This window comes from Flavobacterium sp. (assembly GCF_044339515.1).
In the GTDB taxonomy this organism is placed as follows: domain Bacteria; phylum Bacteroidota; class Bacteroidia; order Flavobacteriales; family Flavobacteriaceae; genus Flavobacterium.
This window is the reverse complement of sequence record NZ_JBIIVK010000053.1, coordinates 1-22,097: the sequence shown is the minus strand read 5'-3', so window position 1 is coordinate 22,097 and position 22,097 is coordinate 1. Positions and strand designations below refer to the sequence as shown.

General features: G+C 34.1%; 21 protein-coding genes and 1 pseudogene. 8 read left to right on the top strand and 14 right to left on the bottom strand.

What is annotated here, in order from left to right:
* A pseudogene (locus tag ACIQ0M_RS12955) lies at positions 1 to 106 on the top strand (IS1595 family transposase); the annotation flags it as partial.
* Between the two features lie 30 nt (positions 107 to 136).
* Here the strand turns inward: ACIQ0M_RS12955 and ACIQ0M_RS12950 are convergent.
* Together ACIQ0M_RS12950 and ACIQ0M_RS12945 are read right to left on the bottom strand one after the other, a co-directional pair.
* Positions 137 to 607: a hypothetical protein gene (locus ACIQ0M_RS12950; RefSeq protein ID WP_396152903.1), complete on the bottom strand. Its 471-nt coding sequence runs from the start codon at positions 605 to 607 to the stop codon at positions 137 to 139.
* 92 nt (positions 608 to 699) lie between these two features.
* Complete coding sequence (locus ACIQ0M_RS12945) at positions 700 to 2,133, bottom strand: SLC13 family permease (protein ID WP_396152902.1); 1,434 nt, start codon at positions 2,131 to 2,133, stop codon at positions 700 to 702.
* Positions 2,134 to 2,314: 181 nt separating this feature from the next.
* Here ACIQ0M_RS12945 and rocD point away from each other — a divergent pair, with 181 nt between their 5' ends.
* Positions 2,315 to 3,598 (top strand): ornithine--oxo-acid transaminase, encoded by a 1,284-nt coding sequence (gene rocD / locus ACIQ0M_RS12940; protein ID WP_396152900.1) that lies wholly within the window; start codon positions 2,315 to 2,317, stop codon positions 3,596 to 3,598.
* Between the two features lie 50 nt (positions 3,599 to 3,648).
* On the opposite strand, the gene ACIQ0M_RS12935 is transcribed toward rocD, so the two are convergent.
* Entirely contained in the window at positions 3,649 to 3,975 is a 327-nt protein-coding gene (locus ACIQ0M_RS12935) for a CCC motif membrane protein (protein ID WP_396152898.1), read from the bottom strand.
* A gap of 26 nt (positions 3,976 to 4,001) precedes the next feature.
* Positions 4,002 to 4,280 carry a DUF2752 domain-containing protein gene (locus ACIQ0M_RS12930; RefSeq protein WP_396152896.1) on the bottom strand — a complete coding sequence of 93 codons (279 nt, stop codon included), beginning with the start codon at positions 4,278 to 4,280 and terminating at the stop codon, positions 4,002 to 4,004.
* 104 nt (positions 4,281 to 4,384) lie between these two features.
* On the opposite strand from ACIQ0M_RS12930, the gene ACIQ0M_RS12925 reads away from it, so the two are divergent.
* Positions 4,385 to 4,567: a hypothetical protein gene (locus ACIQ0M_RS12925; RefSeq protein WP_396152894.1), complete on the top strand. Its 183-nt coding sequence runs from the start codon at positions 4,385 to 4,387 to the stop codon at positions 4,565 to 4,567.
* Entirely contained in the window at positions 4,554 to 5,114 is a 561-nt protein-coding gene (locus tag ACIQ0M_RS12920) for a Smr/MutS family protein (protein ID WP_396152892.1), read from the top strand. Before ACIQ0M_RS12925 ends, ACIQ0M_RS12920 begins: the two co-directional genes overlap by 14 nt.
* A 3-nt stretch (positions 5,115 to 5,117) precedes the next feature.
* Here the strand turns inward: ACIQ0M_RS12920 and ACIQ0M_RS12915 are convergent, their stop codons facing one another.
* Positions 5,118 to 6,161, bottom strand: a complete 1,044-nt coding sequence (locus tag ACIQ0M_RS12915; protein WP_396152890.1) for a hypothetical protein — start codon at positions 6,159 to 6,161, stop codon at positions 5,118 to 5,120.
* Between the two features lie 120 nt (positions 6,162 to 6,281).
* Between ACIQ0M_RS12915 and ACIQ0M_RS12910 the strand changes: the two genes are divergently transcribed.
* The 4 genes from ACIQ0M_RS12910 to ACIQ0M_RS12895 all read left to right on the top strand — a co-directional run bounded on the left by ACIQ0M_RS12910 (position 6,282) and on the right by ACIQ0M_RS12895 (position 11,388).
* A complete protein-coding gene (locus ACIQ0M_RS12910; protein ID WP_396152888.1) occupies positions 6,282 to 8,378 on the top strand; it encodes a glycoside hydrolase family 97 protein in 2,097 nt (698 codons plus the stop codon).
* Positions 8,379 to 8,533: 155 nt separating this feature from the next.
* Positions 8,534 to 9,658, top strand: a complete 1,125-nt coding sequence (locus tag ACIQ0M_RS12905; RefSeq protein WP_396152886.1) for a cysteine desulfurase family protein — start codon at positions 8,534 to 8,536, stop codon at positions 9,656 to 9,658.
* A 37-nt stretch (positions 9,659 to 9,695) separates the two neighbouring features.
* Positions 9,696 to 10,715: a quinone-dependent dihydroorotate dehydrogenase gene (locus ACIQ0M_RS12900; protein WP_396152884.1), complete on the top strand. Its 1,020-nt coding sequence runs from the start codon at positions 9,696 to 9,698 to the stop codon at positions 10,713 to 10,715.
* Between the two features lie 67 nt (positions 10,716 to 10,782).
* Positions 10,783 to 11,388: a LysE family translocator gene (locus ACIQ0M_RS12895; RefSeq protein ID WP_396152882.1), complete on the top strand. Its 606-nt coding sequence runs from the start codon at positions 10,783 to 10,785 to the stop codon at positions 11,386 to 11,388.
* 58 nt (positions 11,389 to 11,446) lie between these two features.
* Here the strand turns inward: ACIQ0M_RS12895 and ACIQ0M_RS12890 are convergent, their stop codons facing one another.
* The 9 genes from ACIQ0M_RS12890 to ACIQ0M_RS12850 all read right to left on the bottom strand — a co-directional run bounded on the left by ACIQ0M_RS12890 (position 11,447) and on the right by ACIQ0M_RS12850 (position 21,578).
* Complete coding sequence (locus ACIQ0M_RS12890; protein ID WP_396152880.1) at positions 11,447 to 11,932, bottom strand: hypothetical protein; 486 nt, start codon at positions 11,930 to 11,932, stop codon at positions 11,447 to 11,449.
* Positions 11,933 to 12,022: 90 nt separating this feature from the next.
* Entirely contained in the window at positions 12,023 to 12,367 is a 345-nt protein-coding gene (locus ACIQ0M_RS12885; protein ID WP_396152878.1) for a hypothetical protein, read from the bottom strand.
* A gap of 97 nt (positions 12,368 to 12,464) precedes the next feature.
* Complete coding sequence (locus ACIQ0M_RS12880) at positions 12,465 to 14,480, bottom strand: DUF349 domain-containing protein (protein WP_396152876.1); 2,016 nt, start codon at positions 14,478 to 14,480, stop codon at positions 12,465 to 12,467.
* A 195-nt stretch (positions 14,481 to 14,675) separates the two neighbouring features.
* Positions 14,676 to 15,413 carry a shikimate dehydrogenase family protein gene (locus ACIQ0M_RS12875; protein WP_396152874.1) on the bottom strand — a complete coding sequence of 246 codons (738 nt, stop codon included), beginning with the start codon at positions 15,411 to 15,413 and terminating at the stop codon, positions 14,676 to 14,678.
* Entirely contained in the window at positions 15,406 to 16,065 is a 660-nt protein-coding gene (locus ACIQ0M_RS12870) for a VTT domain-containing protein (protein ID WP_396152872.1), read from the bottom strand. The genes ACIQ0M_RS12875 and ACIQ0M_RS12870 overlap by 8 nt, the downstream gene beginning before the upstream one ends.
* 23 nt (positions 16,066 to 16,088) lie before the next feature.
* On the bottom strand, positions 16,089 to 17,054 hold the full coding sequence (locus ACIQ0M_RS12865) for a DUF368 domain-containing protein (RefSeq protein WP_396152870.1): 966 nt from the start codon (positions 17,052 to 17,054) through the stop codon (positions 16,089 to 16,091).
* A gap of 72 nt (positions 17,055 to 17,126) precedes the next feature.
* Complete coding sequence (locus ACIQ0M_RS12860) at positions 17,127 to 18,524, bottom strand: tetratricopeptide repeat protein (protein ID WP_396152868.1); 1,398 nt, start codon at positions 18,522 to 18,524, stop codon at positions 17,127 to 17,129.
* 171 nt (positions 18,525 to 18,695) lie between these two features.
* Positions 18,696 to 19,883, bottom strand: a complete 1,188-nt coding sequence (locus tag ACIQ0M_RS12855) for an aspartate aminotransferase family protein (protein ID WP_396152866.1) — start codon at positions 19,881 to 19,883, stop codon at positions 18,696 to 18,698.
* A gap of 54 nt (positions 19,884 to 19,937) precedes the next feature.
* Positions 19,938 to 21,578, bottom strand: coding sequence for an OstA-like protein (locus tag ACIQ0M_RS12850; protein ID WP_396152864.1), 1,641 nt, complete (start codon positions 21,576 to 21,578; stop codon positions 19,938 to 19,940).
* Positions 21,579 to 22,097 lie beyond the last annotated feature (519 nt).

The window sequence follows — 22,097 nt, the reverse complement described above, 5'->3', positions numbered from 1 at the left end:
ATATTTACAATTATACCTAAATGAGTTCGTTTACAAGCTTAATAGACGGTATTTTGAAGAAAAATTATTCGACAGGCTAGTGATAGCAAGCATTACAGGGTTATGACTAATAACGGACAATCAAATTTAAATATATTTAATTGTGATCAATGTTAAAAGAACCATTAGTTATTGTGATAGTTTGACCATTATTTGGTTCGGTAAGCACTCCTGAAAAAGTGCCTTTTAATTTGGTATCTGTACTTTCTGTTACTAAGGTAGTAAATGCACTATCATCTTGCACGTAAGTAAATCCGTTAATGGTAATGTTAAATCGCCAAATGGATTCTGCTCCTATTAGACCTTCTTCTGCAATGAACTCAACTGCGTTTAATGTATTTTCTGTATTATAACCTAAAATTCGAATATCGGTCCATTCAAAGCCTGTTTCATCATTTGTATAATCTTGTTTAGTGATAACTAGATTTGAAAACTTAATTACTTCCCCGTCTATGTTTGCAGAAACGGTGTTTGATTCAATGGTTGGTGGTAAATTATCATCATTATCAGAACAAGACAAAGACAAAAAAAGGAAACAAATCGGAAAAATTCGTAAAATATTTCTCATGTTTTATTGGTTTTCCATAAAAATAAGAATAAATACGAATCACTCTAAAATCTTGTCGATGTAAAGCATGAAAAACTCGTTGTACAGTAACTCTATTTCAACATAGCATACAGCAATGTAAAAGTGATAATTAAAATAGGACCTACCAATCCAACAAAAACACCCCCAATTCTAAATTCGGATTGTTTGATAAATCCTGTGCTATAGGCTATGGCGTTAGGTGGTGTAGAAACGGGTAACAACAATGCACAAGAAGCACTTAATCCAATTACAAACGGAAGAACAATAGGGTCTATACCTTCTGTTATGCTCATCATCGATATTCCCACCGGAATTAAAATAGTTGTTGCCGCCGTGTTACTCATAAAGTTAGATAATGTAACCGTTGCGATGGAAAATAATAAGAGTAGAAGGTAAAAGTTAATTTCTACAGAACTGATTTTTGAAATAAAATAATCCGCCAAACCTTGTTCTTGAATCGCTATTCCAAGTGCCAATCCTCCTGCTACTAACATCAAAGTATCCCAAGGAAGAGAACGCACATCGTCGGCATCAATAATGCCTAACATAGTTAAAGCCACAATCGGAATTCCTGAAACGGCTGCAACAGGAATTTTGGTCCACTGTGAAGTTAGCCATAAAGCTAATGTTGTAACCATTACAATTAACACAATTCTCTTACGGATTTTATCTTCTTCGGCATATTCTTCATCCAATGGAATTTCTTGTTGAAGAAAATCTAACGAAAGAGTCTCTTTTTTAATTTCATATTTAATTACTAAAACCTTCCAAAACATAATTGTAAGTAAAATTGCTACAGGAATTCCAATAATCATCCATTCGATAAAGGTAATTTTTACACCAATTCCTTCCAATGCCCCTACGGCAATTGCATTAGGGGCAGAACCGATTATTGTTCCCATTCCGCCCATGGAAGCCGCGGCAGGAATACCTAGCAAAAGCACTTTTGTTACTTTGGAGTCTCTACCTAATTGTGTGAATAGTGGTGTTACAGTAGCTATCATCATGGCGGTTGTAGCCGTATTGCTCATAAGCATAGATATAGTTGCTGTAGTCATCATTAAACCTAAGGTGATGTATTGAGCTTGTGAACCAAATTTGGGAGCTGCAAGTTTAAGTAGTAAAAAATCTAACTTGGTTTTTTTCATTCCTTCAGCCAAAAAGAATCCGCCTAAGAATAACCAAATTACACCATCTGACCAGGTTTGTACATACCGTTTCGCATCCATCGAATTTTCCTGACCAACGATAAAAACCATAAAGCCCACAATTAAAATTCCTACTGCAAAGGGTGGAATTGCTTCTGTAACCCATAATCCAATAGAAAAAAATAGCAAGAACATAACGTAATTTTGCGTATCCGTGAAGCTAGGGTCACGTAATAAAAGTACTAACAACATTGAAGTGACGGCAGAAAACAAGAATAGAATAGTTCTGCTTTGACGTGCCACTTTCAACTGAATTTTGGTCAGTTGCTTGATTGAATAATTTCTGGAATCGGACATGATGAACAAATTTTACAGTAAAAGTACTGACATTATGGATGAACTAAACTGATGAATGTCATTTTATTTTAACTGTTCACGCAAACGTTTTCAAAGAATATTGCTTATTTTTGTTACTTATTTGGATGATTTCTCTCCATCAAGTAGGAATTGATATGTATCGCATTTAAAAATTATTACAATGTCAGTTTTAGAAAAAATCAATTCAGAAGAATTAATTGCTTTAGAAGATCAACACGGAGCACATAATTATCATCCGTTACCGGTTGTGTTAAGCAAAGGAAATGGTGTTTATGTTTGGGATGTGGAAGGCAAAAAGTATTATGACTTTCTTTCAGCTTATTCAGCCGTAAATCAAGGTCATTGTCATCCAAAAATTGTAAATGCTTTGATGGAGCAAGCACAAACGTTAACGCTTACCTCAAGAGCTTTTTATAATGATAAATTGGGGAAATATGAAAAATTCATCACCGATTTGTTTGGATTTGATAAAGTTTTACCCATGAATACCGGAGCTGAAGCTGTTGAAACCGCACTTAAAATCTGCCGCAAATGGGCTTATGAGAAGAAAGGTATCGATGAGCATCAAGCGGTAATCGTGGTTTGTGAAAATAATTTTCACGGAAGAACTACTACAATCATTTCTTTTTCAAATGATCAAAATGCACGCAAAAACTTTGGACCTTACACCGAAGGATTTATAAAGATTCCTTACGACAGTTTAGATGCTCTAAAAAATGTTTTAGAGAATAATAAAAATATTGCCGGATTTTTAGTAGAGCCAATTCAAGGTGAAGCAGGTGTTTATGTGCCTTCAGATGAGTTTATTGCTCAAGCACAGGCATTGTGCAAACAAAATAATGTTCTTTTTATTGCTGACGAAGTACAAACCGGCATTGCCAGAACCGGTTCTTTGTTAGCAGTTTGTGGCAATTGCAACTGTGAAAACAACTGCGAACGCAATCCGCAAACCTACGTAAAACCTGATTTATTAATACTTGGGAAAGCCATTTCCGGTGGAGTTTATCCGGTTTCTGCTGTTTTGGCGGATAATGCAGTTATGAATGTAATTAAACCCGGTCAGCATGGCTCAACTTTTGGAGGAAACCCACTAGCCGCAGCAGTTGCAACAGCTGCATTGGAGGTTATTCAAGAGGAAAACTTAATTCAAAACGCCCGCAGATTAGGAAAGCTTTTTAGAAATGAATTAAGCAAATACATTCAAAACAGTACTATTGTTAGCTTAGTCAGAGGAAAAGGGCTTTTAAACGCCATTGTAATTAATGATTCTGAAGACAGTTCAACCGCTTGGGATATTTGTATGAAACTAGCCGAAAATGGTCTTTTAGCTAAACCAACACACGGAAACATCATTCGTTTTGCACCACCTTTGGTAATGAACGAAGAACAGTTGCTAGATTGTGTTTCGATAATTATTAAAACGCTGAAAGAATTTGAAAGATAAAAAAAAAGCCACTGTAAAGTGGCTTTTTTACTTTATGTTAAAATCTAAAATTATTGATTTTGCAATTGATTCATTAATTCTTCATACTGCTCCATACTTTCTGAGAATTTTCCAGAAGCTAATAAATAGATTAAGTAGAGCACAAAAATTGCACTAATCACTAAACTGATAATATTGATAGTTTTCCATGTTTTAAGCGATCCTAAGTTATAAATATCTGGATTTTCAGCATACATTTTTTCATCTTTCTTGGCTAAATGCAATCCTATACCGGCTAAAATAAGACCTAATACACCATTTGTACAACAACAGCCAATAAATGATGTTATTCCTAAAATCATAATCGCTGTTTGGTTAGGTAATTTTTGTTTTTCCATAATGTAATGTTTAATTTGTTTGTTGATTAATAATATAAAAGTTTATAAAAATAAGAAAATACCATTGTAAATGCTGTAATGATTCCAAAAAAAACAATTAGTTTGTGGTAACTTCTTGATTTGTCTACCAAACTTATCCCAATGAAGAGAAAGAAAAGGATCATACTGTAAATGGCCGGATACATATAAAATGCAGCTTCAAATTCACCTTGCAATAACAAAGCCAATGAACGTTGAATGCCACAACCGAAGCAATCAACACCAAAAAACTTTTTTGATAAACAAGGAAGCATGTACTCTTCCATAAAACATTATTTTTTAACTATACAATTTTACAAAAAAAAGAGATTAAATTTTCATTGTCATGATTATAATTTTAATCTTTACCTTTGAATTCTAAAATTTCTTAATGAAAAAGCTATTTATTCCCATCGTTTTAATTGCCGTTTTTTTTGCTTTTTACACTCCAAAAGAGAGTAATTATGCTATCTATATTAAAGTTGCTGCCATAGTGATTATAATGATAGGGGTAATGAAATTAATGCAAAAAGTACCTAGTAGAAATCAAGAAAATAAAGATGATGAAGTTTAGTATTGGTGATCGAGTAGCTGCTCTGGATGAAGATATTTCCGGAGTAGTTACAGTAGTGAAAAATGATCAAATTGAGATTGAAACTTCGGACGGATTCTTGATGACATATTTTGTCAATGAATTGATTAAAGAAAACAATACCAATGAATTAGTAGGTTTTATTTCAAGAGAAAAAGTAAGTAATGCTATCAAAGAAAAAGTTGAACCCATTAAGCGAAATTTCACCAAAGAAAAGAAGTCTAAGAAGGATGAGTTTGTGTTAGAAGTTGATTTACACATCGAAAAATTAGTACCATCTAAACGCGGAATGAACAACTATGATATTCTAAATCTTCAAATGGAAACAGCCAAAAGACAACTCGAATTTGCCCAAAAAAACCGAATGCCGAGAGTCGTTTTTATACACGGTGTTGGCGAAGGTGTTTTAAAAGCCGAACTCGATTTTTTATTAGGCAGATACGACAACATAACCTTTCAAGATGCCAACTATCAAAAATATGGTTTAGGGGCAACGGAGGTATATTTTATTCAAAAGAAAATGCTCTAATTTTTATAAAAGAATCACAAACTCTCCAAACTCATAAACACTTCCTAAGTTAAATGAAACTTGTAGTTCAGGTGAACTAACTTTAGTCATCGTGACATTTTTTAGTATAATTTTATGACGATGACCAATTACCGGACTCTGGTTATCCGTAGGGATTTCATATTCAATAGTAGTTGTTACTTCAATAATCCCACTTAAATCTGTAACTCCATTTTCAGCATTAAATTCTTCAATTGGAATAGGAAAAGTAGGTGTTTCACTTGCACATAAAAACTCACTGCTAATTATTCCGTTATAATAAACAAGTCGTAGAAAATTCGTAGTACCATTCATCAAAGCTGTTCTTGGTTGGTTCTCAAGCGTTGCTTCAGCAATAAATAAATTTGGATTAATGCGTAAAGTCATTGCTTGTGGTGGCACATTGGCAGGCGTCGTAGAACCAATAACCGGTATTTTAAACAAAAAAGAATTATCACTACCGCATTTGGAAATATTCACGTCAAAATCTCCCTGTCTCAAGGAAGAAGTAACATAATCACCAAAAACTAATTCTGCAAACAATTGTTGATTTCCGTTTCCGGTGTCAAAATTCACATTGCGTAAAACAATTGTATGGGTGTATCCTGTAATTTCGGTGGCGTTTGTGGTTTCGTCAACTTCTTTGTTCACAGAGGTGCTAATTTCAATGTCTCCCGAAAGAGCGTTCCACTCAGTGGTAACAATAGGATTGGCAGGAGGAATGGTATTGCAAATTACGTTCGTATTCAAAACACCATTGTAAAGTCGATAGATAACTTTGTTTGTACTGTTAATAGGCAAAGTTCTTGGTTCGCCGGTTGGTGTGATTTCATTCTTAAAATTATTTTCCGGAATTTGAAGAATCAAAGCTTCATTATCATTAATCTTATAAATAAAAAAACCGGATTCACCACTGTTACATGAATTTGTTGTAGCGTTTGAAAAATCAAATGATTCGATATTAAAATCGCCATCATCACAAGCGTTTAATGAAAGTAGAAGCACAAAAAAACCAACTATTTTTCTCATAGGAATTTCAAAATTATAAGCAAAAATAGGATTTTTAATCGCTCCAAAAAGCATTTGGTTTTAATTAGGACGATTTTAACCATATTTCTTATCTTTGATAACTTCATAAAATTTTTAAAAATGAAAAATTCCATTGCCTTTTTTTGCTTAATGTTTGTTGGATTTGCACATAGCCAAGAATTAAAATCACCTGACAATAAATTAGAAATGATTTTTGAACTTGGCCAATCAGGAAAGCCAACTTACCAATTAAAATATAAAAACAAAAGCGTGATTCAGCCCAGCAATTTAGGATTAATGCTTAAAAACAATCAAAATTTAGTGGATGGTTTTGAAGTAGTTAATTCAAAAAACACTTCATTTTCAAACAAATGGAAACCCGTTTTAGGTGAAGAAAAAGAAATTATCAATCAGCACAATCAATTGGTTCTAGAACTTGTACAAAAAGCAACCGGGCGAAAAATGAATTTAGTTTTTCGTTTATTTAATGAAGGACTAGCTTTTAGATACGAGATTCCTGCTCAAGATAAATTGAATTATTTTGTTATTTCTGATGAAGCAACGCAGTTTGCATTAACCGGAGACCACAAAGCATTCTGGATTCCAGGGGATTATGACAGTCAAGAATACAGTTATAACGAAACCAAATTGTCGCAAATTGATGTTGACAAACTCGATATGAATAACGGAATTGGCATGAAAGGACCTATGACAAAATCCCGAATTCAATCACCTGTTATGATGAAATCAGCCGATGGATTATACCTGAATATTTTTGAAGCTGCTGTAGTCAATTATCCCACTATGCATTTGGATGTGAATACAAAATCGTTTCTAATGCAATCGCATTTGGTTCCGAATGCAATTGGCGATAAAGCGTATTTACAAGCTCCGGCAAATACACCGTGGCGAACAATAATGGTAAGTGATGATGCTCGAACTATTTTGGCTTCAAAAATGGTTTTGAATTTGAATGAACCGTCCAAAATAGAAGACACTTCTTGGATTAAACCAATGAAATATGTTGGAATTTGGTGGGAAATGCACGTCGGTAAAGCCACTTGGGATTATGCCGGTTCACAAAATGCACAAATGGCTCAGGATGCCGAATTAAAGCCTACAGGAAAACACGGAGCAACCAACGAAAACACTAAAAAGTACATCGATTTTGCTGCAAAACACGGTTTTGATGGTGTTTTAGTGGAAGGATGGAACGTAGGTTGGGAAGATTGGTTTGGCAACTGGAAAGAAAATGTATTCGATTTTGTCACTTCATACCCCGATTTTAATGTGGAAGAAATACAAAAATATGCCGAATCTAAAGGTGTAAAAATGATTATGCACCACGAAACATCTGGTTCAGTGTCCAATTATGAAAGAAGACTAGACCGAGCATTTTCCTTTATGAAAAAACATAATTATGATGCTGTTAAATCAGGATATGTGGGAAAAATTATTCCACGAGGAGAATGGCATGACGGACAGGCCATGGTGAATCATTTTAATTATGCAGTGGAAAGAGCCGCAGAATATAAAATTATGGTTAATTCGCATGAATCATCCAGACCAACTGGTTATCACAGAACATATCCAAATTACATCGCAGCAGAGGCGGCTCGTGGCAATGAATTCAATGCGTGGAGTGTTGGAAATCCACCTGCTCACGAAACGATTTTACCGTTTACACGTTTTCTTGGTGGCCCGATGGATTACACGCCGGGAATTTTTGAAATTAAAATGAGCCATTACGATGCTACAAAAAAAGAGCAAGTTCATACCACTTTGGCAAAACAATTGGCGTTGTATGTAACGATTTATAGTCCGCTACAAATGGCAGCCGATTTACCTGAAAATTACGAACGTTATACGGATGCTTTTCAATTTATTAAAGATGTGGAAGTAGATTGGGATAAGACTGAGATTTTGGAAGCCGAACCTGGCGATTTTGTTACCATTGCACGGAAAACAAAAGGAAAAGAATCATGGTTTTTAGGAGCCATTACCGATGAAAATCCAAGAAACACTGAAATTTCGCTGAACTTTCTAACTCCTGGAAAAAAATACAAAGCCACGATCTATCAAGACGGAAAAGACGCTCATTGGGAGAAAAATCCAAAAGCGTATTCCATCAAAACCATCGAAGTAACTGCTAAAACCAAATTAAAATTGAATTTAGCTGCCGGTGGTGGAACAGCAATTAGTTTCTTTCCTTTGTAATCGTAATGGGTGAAAGGTGATTGGTAATGGGTAAAAGGTAATTTAATTTCTTTTTGTCATTCCGCAAGATGACGAAGTCGAAATAGGACACGAGCGATAGCGAACTGGCGAAGCAATCTCCCGCCCAGGCGGGACAAAAAACAACGAACTAAATAATGAACAAAATATACCTCGATAACGCCTCAACAACTCCCATCCGTCCCGAAGTAATTCAGGAAATGGCCAATGTGATGCAAACAGAATACGGAAATCCATCTTCCACACACAGTTTTGGCCGAGGTGCAAAAGTGATTTTGGAATCGGCTAGAAAAAGTATTGCTAAACAATTAAATTGTACCGCACAAGAAATCATTTTCACTTCTTCAGGAACCGAGGCAAATAACTGGATTCTGCGAAATGCGGTTACTAAAATAGGCGTAAAGCGAATCATTTCAACCAAAATCGAACACCATGCTGTTTTGTATCCCATTTTAGAATTGCAAAAAGAGTTTGGAATTGAAGTTGAATTCCTGAAAATTTTACCCAACGGACATCTCGATTATTTGCAATTGGCCACTCTATTAGAAGATTCAAAACCCACGTTAGTTAGTTTAATGCACGTGAACAATGAAACAGGAGTAGTGTTAGATTTAAATCGGGTAGGCGAGTTGTGCAAATCCGCAAATGCCTATTTTCACTCTGATACCGTTCAATCTATCGGTAAAACTGAAATCGATTTACAAGAAATCAAGGTCGATTTTTTAGTAGCGAGTGCTCACAAATTTCACGGACCAAAAGGAATTGGTTTTGCATACATAAAGAAAAACACAATTATTTCACCCATGATTTTTGGTGGCGAACAAGAAAAAGGCCTTCGTGCAGGAACAGAAGCTGTTCATCAAATTGCCGGAATGGCTAAAGCTTTAGAAATTGCTTATGAAAATTTAAATGAAGAGAGAAGTACCATTTTTGAATTGAAAAAATATACAATAGAAAAATTAGTACAACAGTTTCCTTCAATTAAATTTAATGGCGGATTTGAGACTTTTTATTCTATTTTGAATATCCAATTGCCATTCTCACCTGAAAAAACTGCGATGATTTTATTTGAATTGGATATCAAAGGAATTGCTGCTTCGCGAGGAAGTGCTTGCCAATCGGGAAGTATCAAACCTTCGCATGTGTTAGCCGAAATTTTATCGGAAGATGAACTCAAAAAGCCAAGTCTTCGCATTTCATTCAATCATCAAAATACTAAAGAAGAAATCGATTATTTTATTTCGTGTTTGGCAGCGATGTAAGTCAGAATGATTATTTTTGCCCAACAACATAACCCTCATGTATAAATTATTTATTCGACCCATTTTATTTTGTTTCGATCCGGAGAATGTGCATCATTTTACGTTTTCACTCATTCGTTTTTTAAATAAAATTCCAGGTTTTGGAAAACTTTTTCAATCAATTTATGAAGTTAAAAACCCAAAATTAGTGCGAGAAGTATTTGGTTTGAAATTTAAAAATCCTGTTGGTTTAGCAGCCGGTTTTGACAAAGATGCCAAATTATACCAAGAATTATCCAATTTTGGTTTTGGTTTTATAGAAATTGGAACCTTAACACCTAAACCACAAGAAGGAAATCCCAAAAAGCGTTTGTTTCGTTTAAAAGAAGATTCGGCCATCATTAACCGAATGGGTTTCAACAATGGCGGCGTTTTGGAAGCGGTTGAACGATTGAAAAAAAATAACGGTGTTTTAATTGGTGGAAATATAGGTAAAAATAAAAATACACCCAACGAAGAAGCTACTTCCGATTACGAAATTTGTTTTGAAGCGTTATTTCCACACGTGGATTATTTTGTGGTGAATGTAAGTTCGCCAAATACGCCTAATTTGCGAGCGTTACAAGAAAAAGAACCATTGACGCAATTATTGCAAACGCTTCAGAATCTGAATTCACAAAAACCGAAACAAAAACCAATCTTACTCAAAATTGCACCGGATTTAACCAATGAACAATTGTTGGATATTATTGACATTGTCAATGAAACCAAAATAGCCGGAGTAATTGCGACCAATACAACTCTATCTCGAGAAGGTTTACAATCGGAGAATAAATCAGAAATGGGTGGACTTAGCGGAAAGCCATTAACCAATCGTTCCACTGAAGTGATTCGTTTTTTAAGTGAAAAAAGCAACAAATCCTTCCCGATTATTGGTGTTGGCGGAATTCACAGTGCCGATGACGCAATGGAAAAGTTGAATGCCGGAGCTAGTTTGGTGCAACTTTATACTGGTTTTATTTATGAAGGGCCGAAGTTGATTAAAGAGATTAATGAGCGGATTTTAAGTAATAATTAAAGTTGTTTGTTTTCAGTTATTTATTGACTAAACCCTGACTGAATACTGCGACTGCAAACTGCAAACTATGTTTACTACATTCCTCCTCGCATCCGTCGCCTTAACACTCTCTCCCGGACCGGATATTTTATATGTCTTGACCCAAAGTATTTCTAATGGGAAAAAGTACGGAATTGCAACAGCAGCTGGTTTGGTTTCAGGAATTGTGGTGCATACCACGCTAATTGCACTAGGAGTTTCGGCAATCATTAAACAATCGGAACTAATTTTTACAGGAATTAAAATTTTAGGAGCTTGTTATTTACTTTGGATTGCTTTTCAAGTGTATACAACTCCTGCTTCCATTAATTTAAAATCGAATAATAGCAAAAAGAAGTCCTTACTTTCATTATTCAAACAAGGTTTTATAATGAATGTGCTCAACCCAAAAGTGACTTTATTTTTCTTGGCTTTCTTTCCAGGTTTTATCGATGAAAAATTAGGCAATGTAACGCAACAAATTTATTTACTTGGCTTTTTATTTATGCTACAGGCATTTATAATTTTTTCTTTGGTAAGCATTTTAGCGGATAAGCTTTCTCTTTTCATCCGAAATAACAACACATTTTCCGTTTTTTTAAAATGGTTTCAAATTGTGGTTTTCATGCTAATCGCTGTGCTGATTTTGATTTAAAAAAAATCCTTTTCCGAAATAAATCAGAAAAGGAAATTTTACAAAAAGATAACTTGTATTAAATTGCCTTCTTAATGATATCAAGCCATTTTTCTGCCAATTGGTTATCTCTAAAAAGTGTGATTTGAATTGGTTTTTCATACTCAAAATCATAAAATTTAAATGGAACTTTAGTTTTGTCTGATTTTTTTTCTAAAATAACTTCAACTTTTGTAACCAATTCTTTTTTTGTTGCCGTATGTGATTGTTCAACTTTTCGCTGAATTTCACAATGACCAATTTCATTTAAATCGGCAAAAGCCACTACTTCGGGTTTTGCATTCAAATCAATTAAGACTAACTTTTTATTTTGTTCGTCAAAGGCAATAATTTTGTTGTTTATGCTATCACGAATGTTGAAAGCTTTTGCATTTCCTTGATTATATTGTTTTAAAATGTTTTCAATTTTAGATGTATTAATGTGTTGATTTCTCAATAAAAAAGCGATAGGTAGAATCGTAATCAATACTAATCCCAACCCAATTAATGTGGTGGATGTTTCCATTTTTTTTGATTTTTTAAATAATTGAATGATAAAAAAGTGTGCTAAACAACAAGTAAAGCAGCTGAAATTAAACTGATAAAGCAGTTTTAATTACCAAAAAAAATGATAGGGAAAGAGCAGTTTCGAAACTTTCTCACAACGATTGTGGTCTTGTCTCGATAAAAATGAAGTAAATTTTGAAAGGAAAAACGTTTTACTTTCTTCAAGAACAAATGGTAAAAACGAAATTAAAAAAGTAGAACTTTCTTTAACAACGTTTTGAAACCGATGTTCTGCAATGGTTTGCTTCGTGCCAACAACTTTAACCGTTTCAATAGAACGAACTGATTGCGTTGCCGGAGTGTTGCTTTCTACAAAAAATGTACTGTCTTTTGCTACCCAAACAAAAAGCATCAAAAGACTGGCTAACGCAATACTATTTTTAAACCATTTCACGATGCAAATGTATTATTTACTTTGAATCAATCGGTTATTTTTTTCAAAAAAAAACCATTCTTAGTCAGAATGGTTTTAAGTAAAAAATTTGTCTTTTTTATTCTTGCGATAAATTTCGCAATTGTTTCAATTTGTCTTTCCAAGTTTTCAATTCGTCTTTATGCTTTTCGATGTTTTTGAAAACTTCTTTCACAAGCGGATTATCTTTTTTGGCATGCGTGAAAAATTGAATATTATTTTCCAACTGAAAAATTTCCGATTGAACTTCTTCGATTTTACGAATGATAAATATTTTTTCACCTTCCAATTTTCTACTGTCATCTGAACCGGCTAATTGTTCTAATTTGTTGGAAAAACGCATCATATCGCCTTCTTTTTTGCTCAAACTCAATTTTTCAAACAAGGCATCCAAAATCTTATTAAATTTTCCTTCAATATGTCTTCTGGAAAAAGGCACTTTTCCAAACGATTTCCATTGTTCAATGTGAGCTTTAATGGCATCTAAATCGGTTTTATGATCACCTACCAATTCAAAATCCTTCATTGAATCCAAATAAGCTTTTTTCTTATCAAATGCTTCAATTTCTTCTGAATTCGCTTCATTTCTGGTAGCTTTCATTCGGTCAAAATATTGATTACAAGCATCTTTGAAATCTTTCCAAACTTTATCTGAATATTTCCGAGGCACATGGCCAATTTGTTTCCATTCCTCTTGAATTTGTTTCATGAGTGGAGTAGTGGCGGCAAAATCTTCGCTTTGACTCATTGCTTTCGCCTTTTCAACCAAAGCTAATTTTTTATTTAAATTATCACTTTGTTCCTTTTTAATGTCTTTATAAAACGCATTTTTGTGCGAATTGAAATTTCGAACTGCTGTCTTAAATTCAGCCCACGTATCTTCATTCACTTCACTCGGAACTTTACCGGCAGAAAAGAAGTCATTTCTTAGCTTTTCTACTTTTTCTATATAACCTTGCCATTGCGAATGAGCGGTTACTTCCACTTTTGCTAATTCTTCAATTTCGGCAATAATGGCTTTTTTTCTTTCTAAATTGGCAACTTCTTTTTCACGCTGATTAGCAAATAAACCTTCGCGTTTGTCATGCATTTGCTTTGTTAAAGCACTAAACTGATTCCAAATTTCTTCACGGTGTTCTCTGTCTACCGGTCCGATTTCTTCTTTCCAAAGGCGGTGTAAATCTTGTAGTTCTCGGAAAGCTTTGGTTACATCTTCTTCGTTTACCAACTCTTCAACACGAGCAATAATTTTTTGTTTTTGTTCTAAATTGTGTTTAAAATCTAAATCCCTTGCTTCGCGATCCAAATGCAAATAATCATAAAAATTTTCTACATGAAAATGATAATTATTCCAAACATGGTTATACTTATCTCTCGGAATCGGACCAATATTTCGCCATTCTTCCCGCAATTCATTAAAGTGATTCAACGTATCTTTAATATTTTCTTGCGGATTGATAAGGTTTTTAATTTCTTCTACAATCGCTAAACGTCTGTTCAAATTAGCTTGCAAATTGTTTTGTAAACTTTTAAAGTGAGCATTTTGCTTTCCTTTAATTAGTTTGTATAGCGAATCAAATTTTGGTTTTAAAGGCAAATGATACTCAAAATCCTCAGTAGAGTCAGGATTTTCAGCTAAAAACTCATCCTTTTTTTCATCAATAAAATGATTGTATTTCGATAAAAATTCTTTTTTAATTTCCTCAACATGTTCCTTGATAGACATGACTTTTTCAACCGTAGAAAGTTTTTCGAGCTCATCCACCAAAGCATCCATCGACATCGCATGATAATCCAACATTGGAATGGCATGACGCTCTTTTAACGTTTCATCTTCGCTTTCTTCTGCATTGGTTTCATCTATGGCGTTTAACGCTTTTTGATGTTCGCTTTCCGTAATCGGACTGTCATCAGCCAATTCTTCAGGAAAAATTTCCACAACAACTTCATCCTCAACGGGAGATAGCGGAGCAGTTTCAATTTCTTCCGAAACGGTTTCAGCAGTTTCTTCGATTTCGTTATTTAAAACGTTTTCTTGGTTTCCATCTGTCTCATTCTCAATTGGCGACAGGTTATCATTCTTTTCTTCTAACATCGAACAAATGTTTAAGGTTCATATAATAAAGGCGAAAGATAATAAAGTGTTCGCAAAATTCAAAGGAATCAGGCGTTTAAAGTTGTTTTTAGTTTTTCTGAAGAGGATGGCTTAGGCATTATTAGCCATCATTTATAAGTTAACAGCACTCCGTTTTAAGCAAACCGATTAGTGATAACCGATAACAGACAACAATCATTTATTCCAAATCTTCCAACCTCTTTCTGCCTGTAAAACTAACATTTCATAACCATTTTTGGTTATAGCATTATTGGCTTTGGCACGTTTAAGGAATTCGGTTTCTTCAGGATTATAGATTAAATCAAATGCAATATGTTCTCCTGTAAAAAATTCATACGGAATAGGAGGAAATTCCTCTATATTCGGGTGCGTTCCAAGCGGAGTACAGTTGATTATAATTTGATAATTATCAAAGGTAGTTGCGTTTATGTATTTATAATCTAGGGCATTTTCTTTCTTGCTTCTTGAAACAAACGTGTGTAAAATACCCAATTCCTCCAAGGCAAAAGCTACTGCTTTAGAAGCTCCACCGGTCCCAAGTATTAAAGCTTTTTGATGATGCGATTGTAACAAAGGTTCTAACGATTTTTTGAAACCATAATAATCGGTGTTATACCCTTTAAGTTTACCTTTTTTTGTAAATTTTATACAATTTACTGCACCAATTTTTGATGCATTTTCATCCAATTTATCCAGATAGGGGATGATTTTTTCTTTGTAAGGAATAGTAACATTCAAACCTCTTAAATTAGGATTTTCTCGAATAATTTTAGGGAATTGGCTGATAGCTTGCAGGTCAAAATTTTCATAAGAATAACCAAGCATTTCTTCTTTCTCAAATTTATCAGTAAAATATTTTTTTGAAAAAGAATAGCTAATATTTTTTCCAATAAGTCCAAAAACTTTATTCATTTATCACTTTTTTTCTGAAGAAGATTTGTTTAAGTAGGGGAATGTTGGCTAAAATAATAATGAGAATGATAAACTTTTCTAAATGTTCCTTTACATATTCAATTTGGCCTAAAAAATAACCTAACAAACTAATCAAAGCTACCCAAAGTACAGCACCTATGAAACTAAATTTTAAGAAAGTTTTATAGGGAACATTGGTTGTTCCGCTCAAAAATGGAACAATAGTTCTAACTACCGGAATAAAACGTGCAATGATTATAGAATTTTTACCGTTTTTGTCAAAAAAATGTTGAGCTCTTAGGATATGGCTTTTTCGAATCAAAAAAGTTTTTTCACTTGTTAAAATATAGTTTCCAAATTTTTTGCCTACATAATAATTAACATTATCACCCAAGAGTGCAGCAAAAATAAGCAGAGGTATAATTATAAAAATATTTAATTCACCTCGAGCCGCAATCATTCCAATTGCAAAGATGAGTGCATCACCGGGTAAAAAAGGCATTACAAAAGACATAATAATTAATCCGGTTTCTGCAAAAACCAATAAAAACAAAATGGCATAAATCCAATTATCATACTTTTCAATTAGCTTTGAAAGAATTTGATCTGGTTGAGACAAGAATTTTATTACTAAATCAATGAAATCTGTCATGTTTAATAATTCTTTTTGTGTGCTTATTTTGAGAATTTTTCACCAACTTTTTCCACTATGAAGATAGTTAAAAATCCTGCAATCATTAAAATAATTGCCATGGTAATTTGACTGTCACCTTCATAATACTGAGGTAAAATACTTTTTTCCAATACTGCTACTTCTTTTCCATGGGAATCAATCCGTGTAGATAACACTTTTTTCCAAGGCCACACTTTGTTCAATGAACCCAGCATAAATCCTGTTAAAACGGCCATCGTAGCGTTTCTGTAATTGTCAAACATCCAATTTAATACTTTAGAAAATAATTTTATTCCCAAAATTGCTCCAATAGCAAAAGTCATCAATTTTAAAGCAGATTTTGATATTAAACTAAAATCCAAAGACACTAATCCCTCCCTAAATTGATTAATTGTACCAATAACAATAGCATAGGAGCCCATTAGGACCAGTATAAAAGCACCGGAAATACCCGGTAAAATCATTGCGATAATCGCTATAAAACCAGAAATAAATAAATAAATGTAGCTATCAGGTGAAGCAACAGGCTCAACAATTGTGATGTAGTAAGAAATTATTGTGCCTATAGCAAAAAACAAAATAGTTGAGAGTTTTTTATCTGTTATTTGTTTACCTACAAAATAGATACTTGCAATTACTAATCCAAAGAAAAACGACCATACCAAGATGGGCTGTGTTTCCAAAAGATGTGTGATTACTTTAGAAAGTGATAAAATGCTTATGGCAATTCCGCTTAAAAGAGCCAGCAGAAAACTGCCATTAATTTGCTGCCAAGCAATTTTGAATCCGTTCTTTTTCCAAGATGAAAAAAAAGAAAAATCTACTTTGTTGATGGTATCAATTAACTCTTGATATATACCGGAAATAAAAGCAATTGTTCCTCCTGAAACACCAGGAACCACATCGGCAGCTCCCATTGCTAAACCTTTGAGCGTGATTAAATAATAATCTGGAAAAAGTTTTCTCATAAAAAAATGCGTTCCGCTATTGAAACCGAACGCAAATTAGGGATTTTTTTTATAATTGTATTCTAAATTAGGCTAAGATTTTAAATGTTTTGAAATTACATTTTGAACGATTTTTTTATCCCAAACAACAGGAAATAATTCTTCCATTAACGTTCTGTTTTTGGCGTTCAATTGCAAACCATTGGTGAGGTGAAACTTGCCTTTGTCATTTTGTTGTAACATATAATACATTCCGGCTAATCGATATTCTATTTGATATTCATCAGGGAAAAATTCTGAAGCTTGCAATAAAGTTTGGATAGCACTGTCAAATTCACCCAGAAATTGAAGAATATCAACCCAAAACAACCAAGTGTCTAAATGAGCATCGCCAAACTCAACCGCTTTTCGATAGCCAAATTCCGCCTCTTCGTAAAAATTCATATTACGATTAATGGTAGCATAGCGTTTCCAATACAATTGGTTTTCGTTGTCAATCGCCAAAGCTTTGTTTACATAAAACAATGCTTTTTGAAAGTTTTTTAAACGAATATAAAAATCAGTAATGGCAATCCATCCTTTGTCGAGCAACGGATCTTCGTGAACTGTTTGGTTATAGAATTTAATGGCTTCAGCTTTATTGCCTAACTTTTCATGGCATTTTCCAATTCGCAATAAAGCGTAGGATGTTGGGTCTTCTAATTCGATGGTGCGTTCATAGGCTTCAATTGCTTCTTCAAAGCGTTTTAGTTTTTCGAGGGATTTACCCTTTTCCATGAAAGCACCAATAAATTCATCATCAATTAGTGTAGCATAATCAAAACATCGCAACGCATTTTCGTAGTTTTTGATGCTGTAACTCAATCTGCCTTGTTGGTGCCAAGCGATTTCACTGTATGGATTTTTTTCGATGTAATTTTCTAAGTAAGCAATTGCATCCAGTTGCTGGTCGAGAAATTCAAAACAATAGACAACATTATACAAGGCGGCTTGGTCTTCGACATCTACTTCTAAACATTTAATAAAATTGTGCTTAGCCAATTCTAAGTTGTCCATGAATAGGTATTCCATTCCCATTAAATTGTAAACATCAGCATAATCATCGGTAAATTGTAATGCTTTTTCTAATTCTTCAATTGCTTTTTCGTGTTGGTCACGTTTAGAAAAAATGTTTGCTTTTTGGATGTAAATCTCCTCATTGTGGGGTTCAATGGCATACAACTCGTTGAGCATTTTTTCGGCTACATCAAGTTTGTCGTCATAAATCAACATTTCAATTTGAACTAGTTTTAATCCGGTCGATCTTGGATGTTGTTCGAGAGCTAATTTCAAGGCTTTTTTGGCCAGAGATGCTTTACCCATATCAAGATAATGAAGAATAATTTCTTCAAATTCCTCGGAATCGAAAAAGAAAACTTTATTGGTTTTCAACATCGATTCAAATCTCGATAAGGATACGTTGTAATCGTCTTCTTCGTGACTTAAATGCATACTCGATTGTTTTAAAATTATCCTTCTCTAAATTAGGAAAGGATTGCTCTGATTCTATTTTTTTGACAGATTGTTGTAAACAATTTAATTAACAGTTTTTTTAGTGCTTAGTGGTTAGTCCTTAGTCCTCAGTATTTATGCTAACAAATACTAATTAAGCATATTTTACCTTTACAATTTTTTACTGACTTCATCTAAGGCTTCCAATAAAATGCTACAACCTTCTTTAATTTCCTCTTCAGAAATTGTTAAGGGAGGTGTGATTCGGATAGCTTTTCCTTCAAAAAGCAGCCAAAAAAGAATTAATCCTTTGTCTTGGCATTTGAAAATTACTTCGTTTGTAATTTCAGGAGATTCCACCATTGCCGCTAGCATTAATCCTTTTCCTCTTATTTCTTTAATCAAAGGATGTACCAAAAGTTGTCTAAATAGCTTTTCTTTTTCTAACGTTTGAGCCATTAGGTCTGTTTCAGTGATTTCCCGCAGGGTTGCCAAGCATGCAGCAGCTATGACAGGATGTCCGCCAAAAGTGGTAATATGGCCTAATTTTGGGTCGTGACTCAACAAATCCATGTATTCTGCTTTGGCAGTAAAAGCACCTACGGGCATTCCGCCACCCATTCCTTTTCCCATAATCACTATGTCGGGCACAACATCATAGTTTTCAAAACCGAACATTTTACCTGTTCTTCCGAAGCCGGGTTGAATTTCGTCGATAATCATTAAAGCACCGACTTTCTCACAACGCTGTTTGATTTTGGTTAAAAAACCATTTTCAGGTTGAATAAATCCCGCACCTCCTTGAATACTTTCTAAAATTACACCTGCCGTTTTGGTGGTAATTTTTTGAATATCTTCTTCGTTATTAAAGGTAATAAAATCCACATCCGGAATTAGCGGACGAAAAATTTGCTTTCGTTCTTCAAAGCCCATCACACTCATTGAGCCCATGGTATTGCCATGATAAGCATTGTAACAGGAAATCAACTGACTTCTTCCAGTGACTCTTCGGGCGAGTTTTAAAGCCCCTTCAGCGGCTTCGGTTCCAGAGTTGACTAAATAAGTTTTATTTAAAGGTTCAGGCATGTTTTGTGCCAGCAATTTACAAAATTCAACTGCTGGATGCTGTGCATATTCGCCATACACCATCACGTGTGAATATTTGTCTAATTGGTCTTTGATGGCTTGATTGACTTTTGGATGCTGATGACCCAAACTACAAGCTGACACACCGGCTACAAAATCTAAGTATTTTTTATCGTTGTTGTCATATATATAACTTCCTTTAGCATATGAAACTTCCATCGCAAGCGGATAGGGTGAAGTTTGTGCTTGGTATTTGAGGAAATCTTCTTTCATTATGGTAAAAGGTTATAGGTAATTGGTAAAGGGTGATCCTGACTACGCAATATTCTAACTATCTTTTTTCTTTTCTTTTTTTTCTTTCGTTTCTTGGCCTTCTAACGTTTCTTGTCGAACTTCCATGGGAACCGATTCGATAATATTTTCAGCTTCTTTTTCGATTTGCATTTGTTCTTCGTATTCGTTTTCTTCGGGAGGAAAAATATCATCTTTGGTTTTTATTCGTTCATCACCACGCCAAACAAATCCTCTGAGTTTTCGGGCATTTTCGGGCAATTCTGCTTCGGGATAAACTTCTCCTTCCACTTGTTTAAAAAAGGTAATCGTATCAATTTGATTACCATCAAGCATCATATTGATGCTACTGCTTTTACTTTTGTTGATTCCAATGAGTTCTTGGTTTTCATTTCGCATGTAATAGATTACTTCTGTATTTTTAACTACATCCACTTCATACAATTTATTGTCTCGGAATTTACCATAGAGGTTTAACCCTTTCACTTGATTGTAACCTGTGCCAATGGTATCTTTTGAAGCAATAAAAGTATTGCCTAAGACCTTTAAGGAGTCCAATTTTTCAGTTTCTTTATTAGAAATTAAATGCATGACATCGCCTGTCATTTGGTTATCAAAATTCCACATGACCGGATTTTTGATTAGTTTGGTTAGTCCTGTTTTTTCATCGGAATGAAGGGAATCACATTTTCCACTCATGTCAATTTTAAAAAAGCGGACATTGTTGAAAGCTCTTACCACACGGTTTTCCGGTTTTCCTGTTACGATTAATTTTTTTCCGTGAATATATAAAGTATCTTTTTCGACTAATGTCATGGCTACCGCTCTTTTGGTCATCATGAGCGAATCTTTTAATTTATAGACTTCGCCATAATGTCCTTTTACGATGCTATTGTTGATGGAATCGGTCACTTTTACATTTCGGGTGGCAGAGGCAAATTCGCGGTTTCTGTCGTAATACAAACTGTCGCCTTCAATCAATCGATTATTGTATTTGATGTAGGAGTTTTTGACAAAATGTGAAAAGTTTTTCTTGGTGTCATAAAATCCTTTTTCGGTGTAAATGTAATTTTCTTTACTGGTAATCGTTGAAGGGCCGAAAAGATAAGCGTGTCCCACTTTTTCATAATAATCTAAGTGATTGGTTTTAATCACATATTTTGGATTAGTTATGGTTACAGCATTTCTGAACTGATACATTTTTCGTTGAATTACATAAGTTCCTGCCTGGCTAACTAAAGTATTTTCTTTGTCGGTAATAGTTCCGCCGGTTTTGTAAAAAGCTTGTTGAGCGTTTCGATCAAAATTGAGAACTTCTGTTTTTAGGGTTGAACTTGGTGAACTCATCACCACATTTCCTGATGCATAGGCTTGTTTGTTTTCTCCGTTATATTCGGCATACGTGCTGGTCATGGTAATGGTGTCGCCTTGAATCATTCTTACATCACCAAATGCTTTGATGTAATTTTCTTTTTTAAACAAATAGGCTTTGTTGCAAAACATAGTTGCTCCGTCATGACTAACGCGAACATTTCCGGTAAGCAAAATAGCATCTGGATATAACTCTTCGTCCACATCAAAAAAATCCGAGTATTCCACAAAGATTTCTTTGCTTTTTTGGCTCCAAGTTTGTGGAATGCTTATCAAACAGAAAATGATAAAAAGAATAGTTCTCAAAGGTAAATTTTTGTCAAAATTACTAAAAACGCTGATAATACAATGGTTGTTTAGATTTATTTAAGTTTATGAAGGAAAAGCTTAATTTGGTTAAATATTTTTTTTGTACATTTTTCATGAACCTTTGCCTGGTGATTTATTAACTTTTGGCGAACCTATTATTCGTTATAAAAGCGTTATACATACGCTATAAACTCGCTAAAAACATCCCCTAAAACGTCCCTTAAAACAAAAAACCCTGTAAAATAAATGTTTTACAGGGTTTTTAGTGGAGTCGGAGAGAATGCGTCCAAATTTGTTAACTCCCATTATCAAAGGTGTTTCAAAGGGTGACTTGTTTAGGGTAACCGATTTTAGTACCTTTTTTATCTATTCAAATTAGTATAAATCGTATTTGATTGTCCGCAATTACCCATAATTAAATAAAAAGCCTTATATTTGATAAAAAAAAGCGATGAATTTATTCAGTTTTACGGCAAATTTTGGAAGTGAAGAAGCTTGTAGACTTCATTTTAAAGA

Coding starts and splice junctions, on each gene's coding strand:
- ACIQ0M_RS12950 (WP_396152903.1), bottom strand. CDS start 607: ATGAGAAATATTTTACGAATTTTTCCGATTTGTTTCCTTTTTTTGTCT.
- ACIQ0M_RS12945 (WP_396152902.1), bottom strand. CDS start 2,133: ATGTCCGATTCCAGAAATTATTCAATCAAGCAACTGACCAAAATTCAG.
- rocD (WP_396152900.1), top strand. CDS start 2,315: ATGTCAGTTTTAGAAAAAATCAATTCAGAAGAATTAATTGCTTTAGAA.
- ACIQ0M_RS12935 (WP_396152898.1), bottom strand. CDS start 3,975: ATGGAAAAACAAAAATTACCTAACCAAACAGCGATTATGATTTTAGGA.
- ACIQ0M_RS12930 (WP_396152896.1), bottom strand. CDS start 4,280: ATGGAAGAGTACATGCTTCCTTGTTTATCAAAAAAGTTTTTTGGTGTT.
- ACIQ0M_RS12925 (WP_396152894.1), top strand. CDS start 4,385: ATGAAAAAGCTATTTATTCCCATCGTTTTAATTGCCGTTTTTTTTGCT.
- ACIQ0M_RS12920 (WP_396152892.1), top strand. CDS start 4,554: ATGATGAAGTTTAGTATTGGTGATCGAGTAGCTGCTCTGGATGAAGAT.
- ACIQ0M_RS12915 (WP_396152890.1), bottom strand. CDS start 6,161: ATGAGAAAAATAGTTGGTTTTTTTGTGCTTCTACTTTCATTAAACGCT.
- ACIQ0M_RS12910 (WP_396152888.1), top strand. CDS start 6,282: ATGAAAAATTCCATTGCCTTTTTTTGCTTAATGTTTGTTGGATTTGCA.
- ACIQ0M_RS12905 (WP_396152886.1), top strand. CDS start 8,534: ATGAACAAAATATACCTCGATAACGCCTCAACAACTCCCATCCGTCCC.
- ACIQ0M_RS12900 (WP_396152884.1), top strand. CDS start 9,696: ATGTATAAATTATTTATTCGACCCATTTTATTTTGTTTCGATCCGGAG.
- ACIQ0M_RS12895 (WP_396152882.1), top strand. CDS start 10,783: ATGTTTACTACATTCCTCCTCGCATCCGTCGCCTTAACACTCTCTCCC.
- ACIQ0M_RS12890 (WP_396152880.1), bottom strand. CDS start 11,932: ATGGAAACATCCACCACATTAATTGGGTTGGGATTAGTATTGATTACG.
- ACIQ0M_RS12880 (WP_396152876.1), bottom strand. CDS start 14,480: ATGTTAGAAGAAAAGAATGATAACCTGTCGCCAATTGAGAATGAGACA.
- ACIQ0M_RS12875 (WP_396152874.1), bottom strand. CDS start 15,413: ATGAATAAAGTTTTTGGACTTATTGGAAAAAATATTAGCTATTCTTTT.
- ACIQ0M_RS12870 (WP_396152872.1), bottom strand. CDS start 16,065: ATGACAGATTTCATTGATTTAGTAATAAAATTCTTGTCTCAACCAGAT.
- ACIQ0M_RS12865 (WP_396152870.1), bottom strand. CDS start 17,054: ATGAGAAAACTTTTTCCAGATTATTATTTAATCACGCTCAAAGGTTTA.
- ACIQ0M_RS12860 (WP_396152868.1), bottom strand. CDS start 18,524: ATGCATTTAAGTCACGAAGAAGACGATTACAACGTATCCTTATCGAGA.
- ACIQ0M_RS12855 (WP_396152866.1), bottom strand. CDS start 19,883: ATGAAAGAAGATTTCCTCAAATACCAAGCACAAACTTCACCCTATCCG.